The organism is Neorhizobium sp. NCHU2750, from assembly GCF_003597675.1.
Classification (GTDB): Bacteria; Pseudomonadota; Alphaproteobacteria; order Rhizobiales; family Rhizobiaceae; genus Neorhizobium.
In genome coordinates this window covers 844,307-858,679 of record NZ_CP030827.1, presented here as the reverse complement: position 1 = coordinate 858,679, position 14,373 = coordinate 844,307, and the positions used below count along the sequence as shown (strand labels likewise).

The 14,373-nt window shown below is 64.5% G+C and carries 17 protein-coding genes; 1 reads left to right on the top strand and 16 read right to left on the bottom strand.

The genetic code is table 11. The features are described from left to right. Positions 1 to 118: 118 nt before the first annotated feature. The 13 genes from NCHU2750_RS04305 to NCHU2750_RS04245 all read right to left on the bottom strand — a co-directional run bounded on the left by NCHU2750_RS04305 (position 119) and on the right by NCHU2750_RS04245 (position 11,488). The gene (locus NCHU2750_RS04305; protein WP_119942919.1) at positions 119 to 550 is read right to left on the bottom strand and encodes an RT0821/Lpp0805 family surface protein; all 432 of its coding nucleotides are present in this window, start codon (positions 548 to 550) and stop codon (positions 119 to 121) included. 263 nt (positions 551 to 813) lie between these two features. Next, positions 814 to 2,211 carry an ATP-binding protein gene (locus tag NCHU2750_RS04300; protein ID WP_119939336.1) on the bottom strand — a complete coding sequence of 466 codons (1,398 nt, stop codon included), beginning with the start codon at positions 2,209 to 2,211 and terminating at the stop codon, positions 814 to 816. Between the two features lie 28 nt (positions 2,212 to 2,239). Then, positions 2,240 to 2,911, bottom strand: coding sequence for a response regulator transcription factor (locus NCHU2750_RS04295; protein ID WP_119939335.1), 672 nt, complete (start codon positions 2,909 to 2,911; stop codon positions 2,240 to 2,242). Between the two features lie 49 nt (positions 2,912 to 2,960). After that, positions 2,961 to 3,224: a hypothetical protein gene (locus NCHU2750_RS04290; RefSeq protein ID WP_119939334.1), complete on the bottom strand. Its 264-nt coding sequence runs from the start codon at positions 3,222 to 3,224 to the stop codon at positions 2,961 to 2,963. A 107-nt stretch (positions 3,225 to 3,331) separates the two neighbouring features. Next, on the bottom strand, positions 3,332 to 3,574 hold the full coding sequence (locus NCHU2750_RS04285; RefSeq protein WP_119939333.1) for a hypothetical protein: 243 nt from the start codon (positions 3,572 to 3,574) through the stop codon (positions 3,332 to 3,334). A gap of 18 nt (positions 3,575 to 3,592) precedes the next feature. Further along, positions 3,593 to 7,414, bottom strand: coding sequence for a baseplate multidomain protein megatron (locus NCHU2750_RS04280; protein ID WP_119939332.1), 3,822 nt, complete (start codon positions 7,412 to 7,414; stop codon positions 3,593 to 3,595). A gap of 341 nt (positions 7,415 to 7,755) precedes the next feature. Then, positions 7,756 to 8,208, bottom strand: a complete 453-nt coding sequence (locus NCHU2750_RS04275; RefSeq protein WP_119939331.1) for an NlpC/P60 family protein — start codon at positions 8,206 to 8,208, stop codon at positions 7,756 to 7,758. After that, positions 8,205 to 9,080 carry a phage/gene transfer agent baseplate hub protein gene (locus tag NCHU2750_RS04270; RefSeq protein ID WP_119939330.1) on the bottom strand — a complete coding sequence of 292 codons (876 nt, stop codon included), beginning with the start codon at positions 9,078 to 9,080 and terminating at the stop codon, positions 8,205 to 8,207. Before NCHU2750_RS04270 ends, NCHU2750_RS04275 begins: the two co-directional genes overlap by 4 nt. 13 nt (positions 9,081 to 9,093) lie before the next feature. Then, positions 9,094 to 9,735: a DUF2460 domain-containing protein gene (locus NCHU2750_RS04265; protein WP_119939329.1), complete on the bottom strand. Its 642-nt coding sequence runs from the start codon at positions 9,733 to 9,735 to the stop codon at positions 9,094 to 9,096. Positions 9,736 to 9,799: 64 nt separating this feature from the next. Further along, a complete protein-coding gene (locus NCHU2750_RS04260; protein WP_119939328.1) occupies positions 9,800 to 10,336 on the bottom strand; it encodes a phage tail tape measure protein in 537 nt (178 codons plus the stop codon). 122 nt (positions 10,337 to 10,458) lie between these two features. Then, positions 10,459 to 10,620: a rcc01693 family protein gene (locus tag NCHU2750_RS04255; RefSeq protein WP_349509021.1), complete on the bottom strand. Its 162-nt coding sequence runs from the start codon at positions 10,618 to 10,620 to the stop codon at positions 10,459 to 10,461. Between the two features lie 98 nt (positions 10,621 to 10,718). Continuing rightward, the gene (locus tag NCHU2750_RS04250; RefSeq protein WP_119939327.1) at positions 10,719 to 11,081 is read right to left on the bottom strand and encodes a gene transfer agent family protein; all 363 of its coding nucleotides are present in this window, start codon (positions 11,079 to 11,081) and stop codon (positions 10,719 to 10,721) included. Next, on the bottom strand, positions 11,081 to 11,488 hold the full coding sequence (locus tag NCHU2750_RS04245; protein ID WP_119939326.1) for a phage major tail protein, TP901-1 family: 408 nt from the start codon (positions 11,486 to 11,488) through the stop codon (positions 11,081 to 11,083). The genes NCHU2750_RS04250 and NCHU2750_RS04245 overlap by 1 nt, the downstream gene beginning before the upstream one ends. 140 nt (positions 11,489 to 11,628) lie before the next feature. On the opposite strand from NCHU2750_RS04245, the gene NCHU2750_RS04240 reads away from it, so the two are divergent. Then, a complete protein-coding gene (locus tag NCHU2750_RS04240; RefSeq protein ID WP_502703819.1) occupies positions 11,629 to 12,906 on the top strand; it encodes an MFS transporter in 1,278 nt (425 codons plus the stop codon). On the opposite strand, the gene NCHU2750_RS04235 is transcribed toward NCHU2750_RS04240, so the two are convergent. Genes NCHU2750_RS04235 through NCHU2750_RS04225 form a run of 3 tightly spaced genes read right to left on the bottom strand, consistent with a single transcriptional unit; the run spans position 12,887 to position 14,195 of the window. Further along, entirely contained in the window at positions 12,887 to 13,297 is a 411-nt protein-coding gene (locus NCHU2750_RS04235) for a DUF3168 domain-containing protein (RefSeq protein WP_119939325.1), read from the bottom strand. The genes NCHU2750_RS04240 and NCHU2750_RS04235 overlap by 20 nt on opposite strands. Next, the gene (locus NCHU2750_RS04230) at positions 13,294 to 13,626 is read right to left on the bottom strand and encodes a phage head closure protein (protein WP_502703818.1); all 333 of its coding nucleotides are present in this window, start codon (positions 13,624 to 13,626) and stop codon (positions 13,294 to 13,296) included. Before NCHU2750_RS04230 ends, NCHU2750_RS04235 begins: the two co-directional genes overlap by 4 nt. Then, positions 13,626 to 14,195, bottom strand: a complete 570-nt coding sequence (locus NCHU2750_RS04225; protein ID WP_119939323.1) for a head-tail connector protein — start codon at positions 14,193 to 14,195, stop codon at positions 13,626 to 13,628. The genes NCHU2750_RS04230 and NCHU2750_RS04225 overlap by 1 nt, the downstream gene beginning before the upstream one ends. Positions 14,196 to 14,373: the final 178 nt, after the last annotated feature.

Sequence of the window (14,373 nt, the reverse complement as noted above, 5' to 3'; positions counted from 1 at the left end):
GAATTTGAGAGCTCAGGCGCGGCGAATGGCCACGTCACCGGGCACGGTCTTTAGAACTTTTCAAGACTATTGAAAATGGCCAAAACGAGCCATGACCTGCATCAACTTCACGAATGCGTCACGAGAGCGGCGTCCATGTGCCGTTAGAGTTGCGGCAGGCAGCACCTCTCGCCATCAACTGCTTGCCGTCGACGGTCACCGAGTGGCGGTACTGGCGGCAATTCTGCTCACCAACCTGATAGGGCGCATTGGCGGTGACTTCGCCACTCGCCTTGTCACCCTTCCAGGAAATCGTCTGGCCACCGGCGGTGTCTTCCAGCGCCCGATATTCGGCCTCGAGCGCGCGGGCATTATCGCTTGCGGAGAGTTCCGCCCCGGTCCTGCTGACAATGCCGCCCTGCAGCGCCGTGATATAGGGTGCCGATGCGGAGGGTTTCGGCGACAGCAATCCACCGGCGACGGAGCCGCCGCGCGAGGTGGTCGAGCAGCCTGAGGCAAACGCCAGGCCGCAAAGGACCATCATAACGGTTACAGGGTTGTTCAATCGCATCGCTTCTGGAACAGTCTCCGGCTTCACATACATTGGCACGTCGTCTCGATCTTTGGCCACATCATAATGGACAGGCAGCCTTGTCACCAGCGGCCCCGACACAGGAAGTGGCGCCAAAACCTGATCCCAAAACCCGGCCGGGCGCCTTTGCCTTCAATGATATAGCAGGCGATGCAGTCGTCCAGAAGTCAGGATAGCAAGTCTTCGTGCGTTGCTCATCGGCAACAGTGTCTCACCCTATCCGTCGATCGTCACCGGCGCGCTCACTTGACGACACCGGGCAGCAGCAACCGCACGCGCAGGCCGCCATGCGTGCCGCGGTCGAGCTTGACCGATCCCTGATATTCCGCGGTGATCTCGCTGACGATCGAAAGGCCGAGCCCGGCGCCTGGCTTGCTCTCGTCGAGCCGCTTGCCGCGCTTCATGGCAATGACGATCTGGTCCGGCTCGAGGCCCGGACCGTCATCCTCGACGATCACCTCGACCCAGGGACGGCGGGCCATTTCACCCTCGGCCCCTTCCGGCGCCGATGCTGGCGCGGCATGGACCCAGACGCCGACCTCGGCGAACTTGGCGGCGTTTTCCAGAAGGTTGCCGACGGTTTCCTCGAAATCCTGCTGTTCGAGCGCGATCGCCAGTGTGGTCGGGGAGACGGAGAGATGGAACTCGGTTTCGGGATTGAGGCGACGCATGACGCGCACCAACCGTTCCATCACCGGCTCGACATCGCTACGCGCAAGAAGCGATTCCCGCTGGGCGGCAATGCGGGCGCGGTTGAGATAGGCCTGAACTTGGCCCTGCATCGCCTCGGCCTGCGAGCGCACCAGATCCGACTGCACCTTCCCGGCCATACGCGATTCATTCAGCAGCACGGCGATCGGCGTCTTCAGCGAATGGGCAAGATTGCCGACCTGCATGCGGGCGCGCTCGACGATGCGCCGGTTGCTTTCGATCAGCGCATTGATGTCGTTGGCCAGCGGCATGATTTCACGGGGGAACTGGCCTTCCAGCCGCTCGCCCTCACCGCGCCGCACACGTTCCAGCGAACGACGGGCACCTTTCAGCGGCAGCAGGCCATAGAGAATGGCGATGCCGTTGACGATGAGGCTGCCGAGGCCGAAGACGGCGAGCGTGATGTAGAGATTGCGGGAAAAGGCCTTCACGTCATCTTCGACGACCGCAAGGTTGCCGGACACGCGAAAGCGGGCGGCACGCCCTTCGCCATCGAGCACGACCTCCGTCTCGGCCACCAGGACGTGGTTTCCGAAGGCATCGTTGGTGCGGTAGAAACGTTCGTAACGGTTGTTGAACGGCACGCTCAAAATGGTCGGCACCTTGATGTTGGAGGTGCCGAGCGAGGAGGAAGACAACGGTGTCGCGGCGAATGTGCCGAGCGGCTCGATGATCCAATACCAGCCTGTTTCCGGCTGGGAGAATCTCAGGTCGCCGAGCTGCGGATTGCCGGACAGCTTGTTGTCGTCGCCGATGGTGATCGAATTGATGACGTTGTAGAGCTGGGCGCGCAACAGGTCGGTAAAGGCCCGTTCGGAGGATTGCCTGTAGAGCTGGGAAATGACGATGGCGATCACCACCAGCGCCACGGCAGACCAGGCGGTCGCCAGGAGCAGGACGCGGGCGGTGAGCGACCTCAATCCTCCCATGCCCTGACCCTGGGGCTGTTTCGGGATACTATTGGGCATCGGCCGGAGCTTGCATCCGGTAGCCGAGCCCGCGCACCGTCTCGATCAGGTCGACGCCGATCTTCTTGCGCAGGCGCCCGACAAAGACTTCGATCGTGTTGGAATCGCGATCGAAATCCTGGTCGTACATATGCTCCACCAATTCCGTGCGGGACACGACCTGGCCCATGTGATGCATGAGATAGGAGAGAAGCCGGAATTCGTGGGAGGTGAGTTTCAGCGCCACGCCATCGACGGTCGCCTTGGATGCCTTGGTATCGAGGCGCACCGGGCCGCAGACGATTTCCGAGGAGGAATGACCGGCCGCACGGCGGATCAAGGCACGCACGCGCGCCAGCACCTCCTCGACATGGAAGGGCTTTGCCACATAGTCGTCGGCACCGGCATCGATACCGGCCACCTTGTCGCTCCAGCGGTCGCGGGCGGTCAGCATCAGAACCGGCATGCCCTTGCCGTTGGCACGCCATTTTTCGACGACGGTGATGCCGTCCATTTCCGGCAGGCCGATATCGAGGATGACGGCATCATAGGGTTCGGTATCGCCGAGAAAATGGCCTTCCTCGCCATCAAACGCCGTATCGACGACATAGCCGGACTCCTTCAGAGCCTCGGCAAGCTGGCGATTGAGATTGACGTCGTCTTCGACCACGAGAATGCGCATGAACCGTCCCTACCCTGCCGTCCCGGCAGGTACCTTACCTGAATTCGCGTTACATCGGCACCCGGACGGTGACCTTGCGCGGGCGCTCGCTGCCGCTGCCCTGAACCAGCACGGTGACGATGCAGGTCTGGCCATCGGAGGACGGCTGGGCGGACAGGAGCTGCCCGCCTGTGTCGCGGACCACCCTAGAGGCCGCCATGCCGCAATCGCCGGCGACCAGAACGAGGTAGTTCCGGGCCGTCGCAGGCTCGCCGGGCAGCGCTGCAAATGCAGTGCCGGCGGCCAGAATCGCGATGATTGGCAGTCGCGCCATTTGTACCCGTTTCCACTCTAGCGACAAAAGATCATGTCCAAAGCATGTTATGGATTATGTACTTGTTGACGGCTGAATGGCAAATGAATGCTCCGTAATAGCCTCCTTCAGCTTGGCGTTTCCGATGGTTTTCCACCGATCCGGCCGGTCGCGACGATCCGACCGTAAAGCGCCAGAAGGCCGCCGACGGCACCGGCCAGCGTCACCGCGATATTGACCATTTCGCCCTGTTCGTCGGCCCCGATATCGAGGCCTGCAAGCTGCAGCGCCGAGGCCGCAACGGCAATCAGGGCACCCCAGACGGTCTTCGACTGGTACCAGTTCTTCATGACACCAAGCTGCTCATCCATCAGTTCATCTCCTTGTTATCAAAGATTGATCACTTTTCTCGCAGACATGCCGAGCGATATCGCCCGACCCATCTGCCTGACCCGGATATCGATCGTGCCCTGCCGCATACCGAAATCGGCGAGTTCGTCTGCCGCCGGATAGAGGAATGAGGCGATATCCAGATCGGCGCTCCTGACGACCGCCTCTCCCGCCATCAGTTCCAGGCGATAGCGCTCCTGCGGTTCGTCGAGCGGGATGTCGGATGCCTGCCAGCCATCGGCATCGATCCGGCCGCGCCTGATCCAGGCAATCGCGATGTCGCCGGCGGCATTTCGTCCCGCTCGCAGATGGACAGGCGAAAGCGGCGTTTCAGCCCGCTCGCCCCCGGCAAAGACATAGGGGCCGGATCGCCCGCCGCCCGCACCGAGGCTCTCGGCCAGCCAGTTGAAGGCCCGGCCGCGTTCCTCGCTGGCGAGCCCGAGCGAGACGACAGCCTCATCGAGCAGGACGCATTCGGATCCGGCCGATGCGCCGGCAGCGCAGGCATCCTCCGTCCCGGCCAGGCCGCGCAAGAGGCCCGACACTTGCCAGCGTCCAGCGGCAACTTCCTGCGCAGAGACGAAGCCGATGATTTCCCAGGCGCCGTTTTCCGCCTTCACGGCGATGCGGTTTTCGCCCGACAGGACGGAGAGTTCGTCGGCCGTTGCGAGGCCGCCAAAGTAGAGGTCCATCTCCAGCACATTTGCCCGGTCGAGGCGGCCGGACACGCCCGGCTGCAACGGTTGCGCCAGCGCGCCGAGACGGGCCGGACGGTCGACCGTCGCCCTTGAACGATAGCCCTCACCGGTCTGCGACGACGAGATCGCCATGCGCCGCCAGGGCCGGCAATAGGCCGCGACCGAGGCGAAGGTCTCCGGCGCGGCATCGGTGAGCCGCGGCAGATCGAGGAAATGCAGGACGGGCAGGAAGGCATCGGAGGTGCCGCTTCCCCCACCCACGTCACGCCCACCCGTCACTGCGGAAATGCCGGATGACGACCCGGAGGGCGGCAAAGCGACGTGATGACGGGCCTCGATACGCCGCACGGCCCCTTCCTCGATGCGCTCGACGAGGAATGTTCCTTCCGGTCCCGGCCCCGGTCCCGGCGCAAGCGTCAAGGCGTCGCCGAGGCCGACCGACTGTTCGCCCGGCGAAAGCGCAAAGCTCAGCGTGCGATTGGACAGGCGGCTTGTGCGCAATACCGCTTCGACCGCGCCGAGCGCCGTCTCCTCGGCCAGCGTTGCCGGCGGATCGAAACTCAGGATGCGCCGGCTCTGTGAGGCAACCGGACGCGAGCGCAGGCTCGACTGCTCGTAATCGAGCACCGGGTTGGCAAAGGTGATGACGGCTTCTGCCGGCAGGTCGCTGTCATGCGCCCGGTTCTCGCTCCAGAGTGGTTCGTCCTCGACATCCGCCACGAGATCGATCTTGCGGCCCACGAGGCTTGCGCCCTGGCGCGAGCGGAAGGTCAGCCTGCCGTCATCCTCGAAGGCATCGATCCCGAAGGCATCGAGCAGCGGCTCGATGAGCGCACGCGCCGAGGTCAGGTCGGCCTGGACGTAACCGGTCAAATCGCCGGTGACGGCCGAGACGTCGAAATCGGTAACGGCATGATCCGTGAGGATCGCCGCGAGCGTGTCGGCGAGCGTCGCAGCACCCAGCCTGCCGTTCAGCCAGTGGCCGGTGCGCCAGTTTTCGCCATCGCTCCATGCCGAAAGGTCGTCCGGGAAGGCCGGCATCGGCCGTGCGTCCCAGGTCCAGACGAAGAGATGACCGGGATCGACCATGCCCGACGGCACATCACCACCCTGCCAGTGATGGTGATGGGCTTCAAGAAACCGCCGCTGCTGGCTGTCGGCCCTGCCGCCCGAGGAGAAATAGGGAAGGTTGCTTTCGGCCGATTTCGGGTCGACGAAGACATTCGGCTGGTTGGCCCCCTTGTCGACCGCTGGGCAACCGAGTTCGGTGAACCAGACCGGTTTCATGCCGGGCACCCAGCCGGTCGAGACGGTCCTTTCCGCACCAGCCAGACGATCGAAATGGTGGTTTGCCCACCAGTTTTCGATATCCTTGTAGCGGAAGACCCAAGGCTTGCCTGCCAGCCCGTCGGTAATCGGCGACCTTATACGGTTCCTGCGATCGGCCTCGCCGGCATAGTACCAGTCGTAGCCTTCACCGGCGGCAATCTGGGCGGGCATGGCATCGACGTCGTCGCGCGAGGCAAAGCCATCCGGGTTTGTGGCGGAGAGATCGTCATCGCGCCAGTCGGAGAGCGGCATGTAATTGTCGATGCCGACCGCATCGATATCCGGCGAGGCCCAGAGCGGGTCGAGATGGAAGACGACATCGCCGGAACCATCGTCAGGGTGATAGCCGAAATATTCGCTCCAGTCGGCGCCATAGGTCATCTTCGTGGCCGTTCCGACCTTCGCCCTGACATCGGCGGCGAGCGCCACCAGTTGTTCGACGAAGGGAAAGCGATCGGCCTCGTCGCGAACCTGCGTCAGCCCGCGCAGTTCCGAGCCGATGATGAAACCGTCGACGCCATCGGCATCGACGGCAAGATCGGCATAATGCAGCAGCATGCGCCGATAGCCTTCGGCCCCCGTCGCAAAGGCTTCGATCTGAGCGCGTGACGCGGCAGTGCGATCCACCGTTCCAACCACGCCCGGTGCTGGGTGGCAGGTAATGCGGCCGCGCCAGGGATAGGCCGCCTGCTCTGCATTTCCGTAAGGATTCGGCAGGCCGTTGCCCGGTGCAATGTCCATCATCAGGAAGGGATAGAGATAGACCTTCAGGCCCCGCGCCCTGAGATCGGCAATCGCCGAGCGAACGCTTGTATCGCTCGGCGTGCCGCCATAGGCAGGGCCGCCGTCATGGCTGCTGACCAGATGCGCTTCGCCCCGCGCAATCCCCGCCACCGACCAGGGATCGCTCTCGTCCATCCTTGCCGCGACCTCGACACCCGGCACGATGCGGCATTGCCCGGCGCGCAGGTCCGTACCGAACCAGGAGACGACCAGCGCCACGCTTTCAAGCGCCGGGCAGAGCGCCTGCAACTCGTCGAGCGAGGCCTGCCAGTCGGTGAGCGCTGCCGTCGTGTGGCGGTTGATGATGCGGCCGCTGCCCTCGCCGGTCTTTTCCGTCACCTGCCGGGTCTGGTAGCCGTGCTCGGTCGCCCCCGGAATGATGGTGACGGCGCGGATCTGGCTTTCCAGCCTGCCGACCGGGCGCAACACCTCGAATTGCAGGACGGGGATGCGGTTGCCATAGACATCGAGCGGCAGCCGTTCGAACACGACATAGGCAAGGCCGCGATAGGCCGGCGCCATGCCCTCCCCCTGCTTGGCCTCGATCAGCGGATCGGGCAGTTGCGCCTCGTCGCCGCGATAGACGCGCATCTCGATTGTCGTGAGATCGATCTCGCGCCCGTCGGCCCAGACGCGGCGCACCGCCGCGATCGGCCCCTCGCACAGCCCAATGGCGAAATTGGCGAAGTAGCTGAAGGTTTTCACGCGCGCTCCCGTCGCCTTGCCGCCGGTGCGTTCGCTGGTCACCTCTTCCTCGAAACGTGTCGCCCAGATCAGCGTGCCGCCGATCCGCGCCGTGCCATAGAGGCGGGTTATCGCCGTCCCTTCGTCGGCACCCGGAATCCTTGCCGTTGCAAGCCGTGCGCCCGAGACGGTGCGGCTTCCATTGATCAGGGCACGATCGACGACGCTGCCCGCCAGCGCGCCGGCAGCGCGCCCGACGATCGCGCCGACAGGGCCGAACACGCTGCCGAGTGCCGCACCCGCAGCCTGAAAAAGAAGCGTGGCCATAGGCTCTCCCGGCGCAACAGTCCTGACGACTGGATGCACGTAAAAATTGTGATAGGGTGTGGATGTCTGGAAGCGAAAGCAGCACGCGCAGGGTCATACCAGCGCATCGGCGGAGATTGGCTACACCGACTTCGGCAGGAGCCCTGCTTTCAAACCTGGAGGTGATGTTATGAGGCTAAAGCCGATTGGCATTACGCTTATCTGGAGGATGACCCGGACGGGCTGGTCTATAGCCGTCCGGGTACACTTCAAAAGATAAGTCCAAGGTGGGCGGGGGTGCAACCCCGCTCACCACTTCAGCAATATAGCTCAACCACCAGCCGGTTTCAATCAATGCGGGCTTATGGCCGGCTTGATGGCCGCGTTGGCGGAAACCGATGCACGGCAGCGATGCGCCGACGCCATGAAGGGACCAGAGCGGAACGCGTGACGGCCGCCTGTTCATAAGCGTGGATGAAGTGTGAAGGGGCCACCAGAATGCCAGCATGCTTTGCCGCGCAGTCCGGCCGCCAGCGAAACAGGAGCAGGTCTCCCGGTTCTGCCTCAGCGGGCGGCAGGGAGGCGCCGAACAGTCTTTGTGCTGCCTCGACCAGCCTGTCCTCGCCGCTCCGCTCGGCCCAGTCCGGGGCGTAGGGCGGCACCGTTTGCGGTTCCTCGCCATAGAGTTCACGCCAGATACCGCGGATCAGGCCGATACAGTCGCAACCAATCCGCTTCGTCGCCCCCTGATGCCGGTAGGGCGTGCCGATCCAATCCTCGGCCATTGCCACGACCTTTTCTCCGACCGCGCTCATTCGAAGATCGGGCCGCCGTCATGGACCCGCTCCCCGTCTGCGTAGGAATAGGCGAAATCGGCGCCCGGCACATGTGGAAAGCCGCGAAAATTGAGAGGATTGGCAAAGCGCTGCCGGCAGGTTTCGAATGTCTTGTCGCAACCGGCCGTGACGGTAAAGACCTGGCCCGCCTCGATATCCTCTTCAAGCGGCAGCCAGAACGACAGGAGCACCGTGCCGTCCGCCTGCCGCTGATGGCGATCCAGCTCGGCAGAAAGACTGCCTGAGAAATCGATCCGCCCGAGGTTGAAAAAGCCGTCGGCGAAGGTGTCGAGGCCCAAGACGAGAAGACGGCTGCGGTCGAGCATGTCGACCACTGTCCCGTCGCCGCGCCAGCTCGAAAGATCGACACGGCAGCGCGTATCGCCAAGCGTCGCGTCACAGCGGCGATTGTAGAGCCGGCCCTGGGGCTGATCGAGCCGGTGGGCCATGCTGCGCAGCTCGGCGCGGAACTGGCCGCCCGCCCGCACCACCTCGCCGATCTCGCGCATGGTGAGCCGCATATGCGCGTCGGGTGCCGCCCAGTTGACCAGAAACAACTCGACGCTTGCGCCGTCATAGCGGCCGGCGGCAAGGTCGGCCTCGTCGATCGCTTCGCTCGAAAAGCCGCCCGCCACCTCGTCCGCTTCGGCCGAAAGCCCGGTCGCAGCCTCGCTTTCGCTGGCGGCAAAGCCGCTTGCGGCGAGAAAGGTCGTGGCGTCGAAGGAAAGGTCACGGTCGTGGTCGGTAAAGCCGATGACAAGTCCGTCGCGCCTTGTGACGCGCCAGCAATGGCAGGTGGTCGTCGCCTCGCGCTCGAGATGCGCCTTCAGCGCTGCGGGGATAGTACTCATGTCCGTATCTCCGTCATGCCAATATTTCTGTCAGGGGAATGCTCGGAATGCGTCCGGCATCGAAATGGGCGAGATTGACGTCGATCCGGTCGGTATCGAAACGCACCGGCACGTCGAATTCGAAACCGGCACGGACCTGCGCGCCGGCTGCCGGCAAATGCCCTTCGGCAAAGGTGACGAACCCGCCTGCCGGATCCACCGCATAGGCTGCGGCCGGCATCACCACGCCATCGACTGCCACCTGCACCGTGCCGGCCACCGGCCTGGTAATCTGCCGGGTCCAGCTGCCGCCGGCATCCCGGTAGGTTTTGGTGAGCTGGAAAGCCGCCGTCTCGCCGTCGCCCCCGCCGATCGGCTGGTCGAGCGCGGAGATCATCCCTCCCGGCGCGCAGGAGGCCCAGTCGACCGGGTCGCGGAAGCGGAAACCGTAGAGCTGCCCTCGCCGCGCCTCGAAGAATTCCAGCACGGCATAGAGATCGGCCAGCGAGCGGATGCCGGAGCCGGCATCGTAGCTGCGACGCGAATCGCGCCAGCGCTGGTTGCGCTGCTCCCGGCCGTTCGACAGGTTGACGATATCGGTGCGCCTCACCGGCCCACCGCTTGACCCCAGCGCCACCCGCAGCGGGAAGCGCACGTCATGAAAACCGCTGGTCATCGTTTGCCCTCAACGTCCGCCCTTCGGGCTCCGCTCCTCAATGCCCACACTCAGAGCCCACCTCTCACAACCCTCTGCGCCCGCGCATGACGCTGCGGGCGAGCATGGCCGAGATCTGGCCCTCGCTTTTCCTGAAGCTCGCAGCATCGGTCGCCGTAACGTTGAAGACGATCTGGGACGACCCACCGCCTTCGGCCGTTGCCACGCCGAGCGCGCCGTCCGGGCCGCGCTTCAGGGGCAGGATCGCCTCAGCGCCCGCTTCGCCCATCAGGCCGGTTCCGCCATCCATGGGAAAATAGCTCGGCGTGCGCACCACCCCGCCATCGGCAAAGGGCGTCACCGATCCGATAAGCGAGCCGACGGCATTGCCGAGCAGGCTTTCGAGCGGCTTCAGGCCTGCCGAAAGGGTGATGTCGGCCAGCCGGTTCGCCAGCCCCTTCAACACGTCGTCCAGCCCCTTGCCGCCGGTGGTGGCCGATTTCAGCGCGCCGGTGAGTGCTGCGCCGAAACGCTGCGACCGCGCCTCGAGATCGGCCATCACGCCGGACAGATCGCTTGCGGTCGATAGCGTTTCGGACGCTGTCGTATCGTCGTTTGCCATGTCGTTCTTCTCTCGTGTTGATGCCCCTCACCCGCCTGCAGGCACCTTCTCCCCGCAGAGACGGGGAGAAGGTCCACTGAGCGAAACGGAGGCGGGGGTGAGGGGCTGCCGATATCTTCCACTCATGCCCCATCCGGAAACGCCCGCATCAGCGCATCGAGGCCTGCCCTGTTCGTCGCCTCGCCGCGCGGCTTCAAACTGCCGGCCATGGCGGCGAATTCGGTGGGCGTCAGCGCCCATAAATCCCGTGAGGACAGCCGCAGCAGGCAGAAGCCGACATGCATCACGGCCTCCCAGGGAAACGGTGGGAATGGCTTTAGCGCCGGCACCGGCATCGCCTGCCGGTCGCCCCCGCGATCCGTTCCCTCACCTGCTGCGGCCCTCAAGGGTTTGGCCCAGCCTGACCTTCCTCTCCGCCGAAAGTGGCCGTCAGAAGCTCGCCGATGATGCCGGCATAGGTCAAAAGCCCGCCATCGGCGCTCATTGCCGCCACCTCGTCGTCGGAGAGGAGATTGCCGCCACCGCGCAAGCCGGCGCCGATGATGCGGATCATGTCGGCCGCCTTCAGCCTGCCGGAGGAGAAGCGGGCCGCCAGTCCCGACAGGTCGTCGACGGCAAAGGCCGTTTCCAGCTCGGCCAATGCGCCGAGCGTCAGGCAGAGGATGCGCCGCTCGCCGTCGAGAAACGCCTCAACCTCGCCGCGCCTTCGGTTGGCACGGCTGCCACCTATCTCGCGTCCCGCCATCACAGCGCTCCGAATGTCAGGGCGCCGGCCGATTCGAGCGCCAGCTCGAAGCGCACTTCGCCATCATGCTCGCCGGAATATTCGAGTGCCGTCACCTGGAACGGCCCGCTGATCATGCCGAAATCCGGCACAAGAACCTGCCAGCCGAGGATGGCGGAGGAAAAGAAGGCGGCGCGCACCATCGCGTCACTCGCCTGGTCCTTGAAAATGCCGGCGCCGGTCAGCGATGCCCGCTGCACGCCCGCCCCACCGAGCAGTTCGCGCCAGCGCCCGGCGCTTTCGGCATCGGTTATGTCGACCGTCTCGGCATTGAAGGCGAGCCGTTTCGAGCGCAGCCCGGCCACCGTCACGAATGTGCCACCGTCATCGATCTTCAAAAGCAGGTCCCTGCCCTTTTGCGCTGTCATGCCGCTCTTCCTTCAAGATAGGTTCGTCTTGTCTCAACCGGCCACTTCCCGGCCACCGCCCGACCTGCTACAGCCGATGCCAGCTTCCATTATCTGCCTGCGTTGCCTGCCCTAATTGCCGGTCCCAGTGAGCGGCGCCAATGACCGGTCTCTGTGCCCGAAATGTCCGCGATGCCCTGCCCATGAGCTTTTCCCTCAGTTCGTTCAGAACCGTCAGCGTGCTTGCCGTGGGGCAATTGCTGGGCTGGGGCACGACCTTCGAGGCGGTGGGCGCGATCGGCCGCAAGCTTGCCCCGGATCTCGGCCTGCCGAACGAGATCGTCTTTGCCGGCCTCTCGGTGATGATGGTGACGAGCGCGCTCGCAAGCCCGCTCACCGGACGGATGCTCGACCGGATGGGAGCGTCGCGCGTGCTTTCGATCGGCACGCTGTTCTTCGCGCTGGGCCTTTGCGTGCTTGCCAGCGCGCAAGGCGTGATCAGCTATGTCGTCGCCTGGACCATTCTCGGGCTCGGCGGCGCCTTCTGCCTCAATGCGCCGGCATTCACGGCGGTGGTCGAGCGCGAGGGATATGAAGGCAAGCGGACGATCACGATATTGATGCTGTTTACCGGTCTTTCGCCCAGCATTGCCTGGCCGCTGCTCAACCTGTCGCATGACATGATCGGCTGGCGGACGACATTTCTCTGCGGCGCGGCACTGCAGATCTTCGTCTGCCTGCCGCTTTATCTCTTCGGCCTGCCGAAGGCGACCGCGTTTACCCGGAGCGGGACGAGCGCCGATATTGCTCCCGTGCCGCTGACGCCGGCGGGCAAGAAGCTCGCCTTCGTGCTGGTTGCGATGGCGACTGCGATCGCCTCCTTCGTCACGTTCGGCCTGTCGCCGTCGCTGCAGGAAGTGCTGCGCCAGTCGGGCGCAACGCCGGAACTTGCGCTGCAGCTTGCGGCGGCCCGCGGCGTGCTCGGTATTTCGGCACGCGGTTTCGACATGGCGCTCGGCAAGCGCGGCAACCCGTTCCTCACCTCGGTGACGGGGATGAGCCTGATGATCGCAAGCTTTGCCTGCCTGTTCTTCCTGCCGCCCTCCGGCTTCAAGCTCTATGCCTTCATCACGCTTTACGGCTTCGGCGCCGGCATTCTCGTCGTCGCCCGCGCACTTCTGCCGCTGGCACTGTTTTCGCCGCGGGAATACGGGCGCCAGGCCTCGCGGCTGATGCTGCCGCAGAATATCGCCAATGCGGCGGCACCGATCCTGTTCACCGCACTTCTCGACAGGACCGGGGTGGGGATCGTGCTTGCCATCTCCATCGCGCTCGCCTTCATCGCCTTTGCCTCGATCATCACGCTGATCTCGCTGGTCCGCAAAGCCAGAGCGGAAGAGCGGCGCGCAGGCAACACGGCTATTCCGTTACCGCCCTGAAGCGGATTTCTACCAGATAATTGCGTGTCTTCGGCTCCCGCCGCGCGCGCGTGACCGTGCGCAGCAGACTGACCAGAACCGCGCCATCAAGCGCAAGATCCGCATCGTCGAGCAAGGCGATGGTTTTGGCGGCAATCTCCTGCGCCCCTCTTCGCCCCTCACCCTCCGTCCAGACCTCCAGCGTCAAAAAATGCTCCTCGGCCGCCTCGGTCGAGGTGGAGAGATCGCGGGTCTCGAGTTCGCCAATCACCACTGCCGGCAGTTTCGGCCGCGGCAGAAGCCGGTCATGAATGCCGCCCGGCCCGAGCATGGCGACAAGCCCGGCATCGCCGGCAAGCCGCGCATGAACGGCCTGCAGCAGAGAGATGGCTGCCGTGCGGGTTTCCGTCATGGCGCGTTCTCCTCGCAAAGGCAGGTCAGGTAGCGGCCGGTTTCATCCGGGTCGCCAACCAGCTTGACCGCAAACAGCCGGGCGCCCTTGCGAAACCGCCGGCCGGCCGTGATGTCGCTTCGGAACGCCACCCAGATGCGATGGGTGATTGTGCCGATCTCGCCGCCAGCCCGATCGACAACCAGGGACGAGACCGGCTCGACCTTGGCCCAAAGGGCGGCGATCTCGGTCCAGGCCAACGTCGCACCGCCCTGCCCATCCGGTTCGGCGAGTTGGTCTTCGAGCGTGAGCCGGGCCGTCATCTGGCCCGGATCGAAAAACACCACCATCAGAGCCTCCGCATGCGGAAGGGGGCAATCAGCCGCTCGTAGCCTTCGGGAAGGCCTGCCGGCTGCTGGTCGGGCGAGACGACGCCGCGGAAGGCGAACATGTGGCCGATATGGATGAGCATCGCCCGTTTCAGCGTATCGGGCACATCCGTCCCGGCCTCGCCATAGCCGGCGGCAAAATCGATCTCGATACCGTTGACGGTGCGGCCGGTAACCGGCGTGTTCTTAAGCCACAGCCGCGCCGGGCGACCCTCGCCATCCAGCAGATGATCTTCAAGCGATACCTGAACCGGCACGCCATCGAGGCCGTAAACGCGAATGGTTTGAATCGCTTGCACCGGTGATTTGAAGATGCGGATGACGCCATCCCTCGGCCAGCGGTCGAGATAGAGCCGCCAGACCTGCGCGATCAGGCAGACGCCCGTCTCGCGCTCAATGAACTGGCGGGCGGTCCTGACGAGCGAGAGGACGAGCGCATCCTCGTCGGCACCATCGAGCCGCAGATGCGCCTTCACCTCGGCAAGCGTCAACGGCTCCGCGGTGGGCGGGGTGATCAGGGCGTAGGTCATGGGGAGATATCCGCAGATTGGAAGATCAAGGATTGGCCACCCGATCGGGAGCCATAGCATGAAGGAAGTCCCCCTCTGGCCTGCCGGCCATCTCCCCCACAAGGGGGAGAAGACCCGCGGCAACCGTCTGCCCGACTTGAGTTTCGGCGGCGCGGCCGGGTTAGCCCTCCCCCTTGTG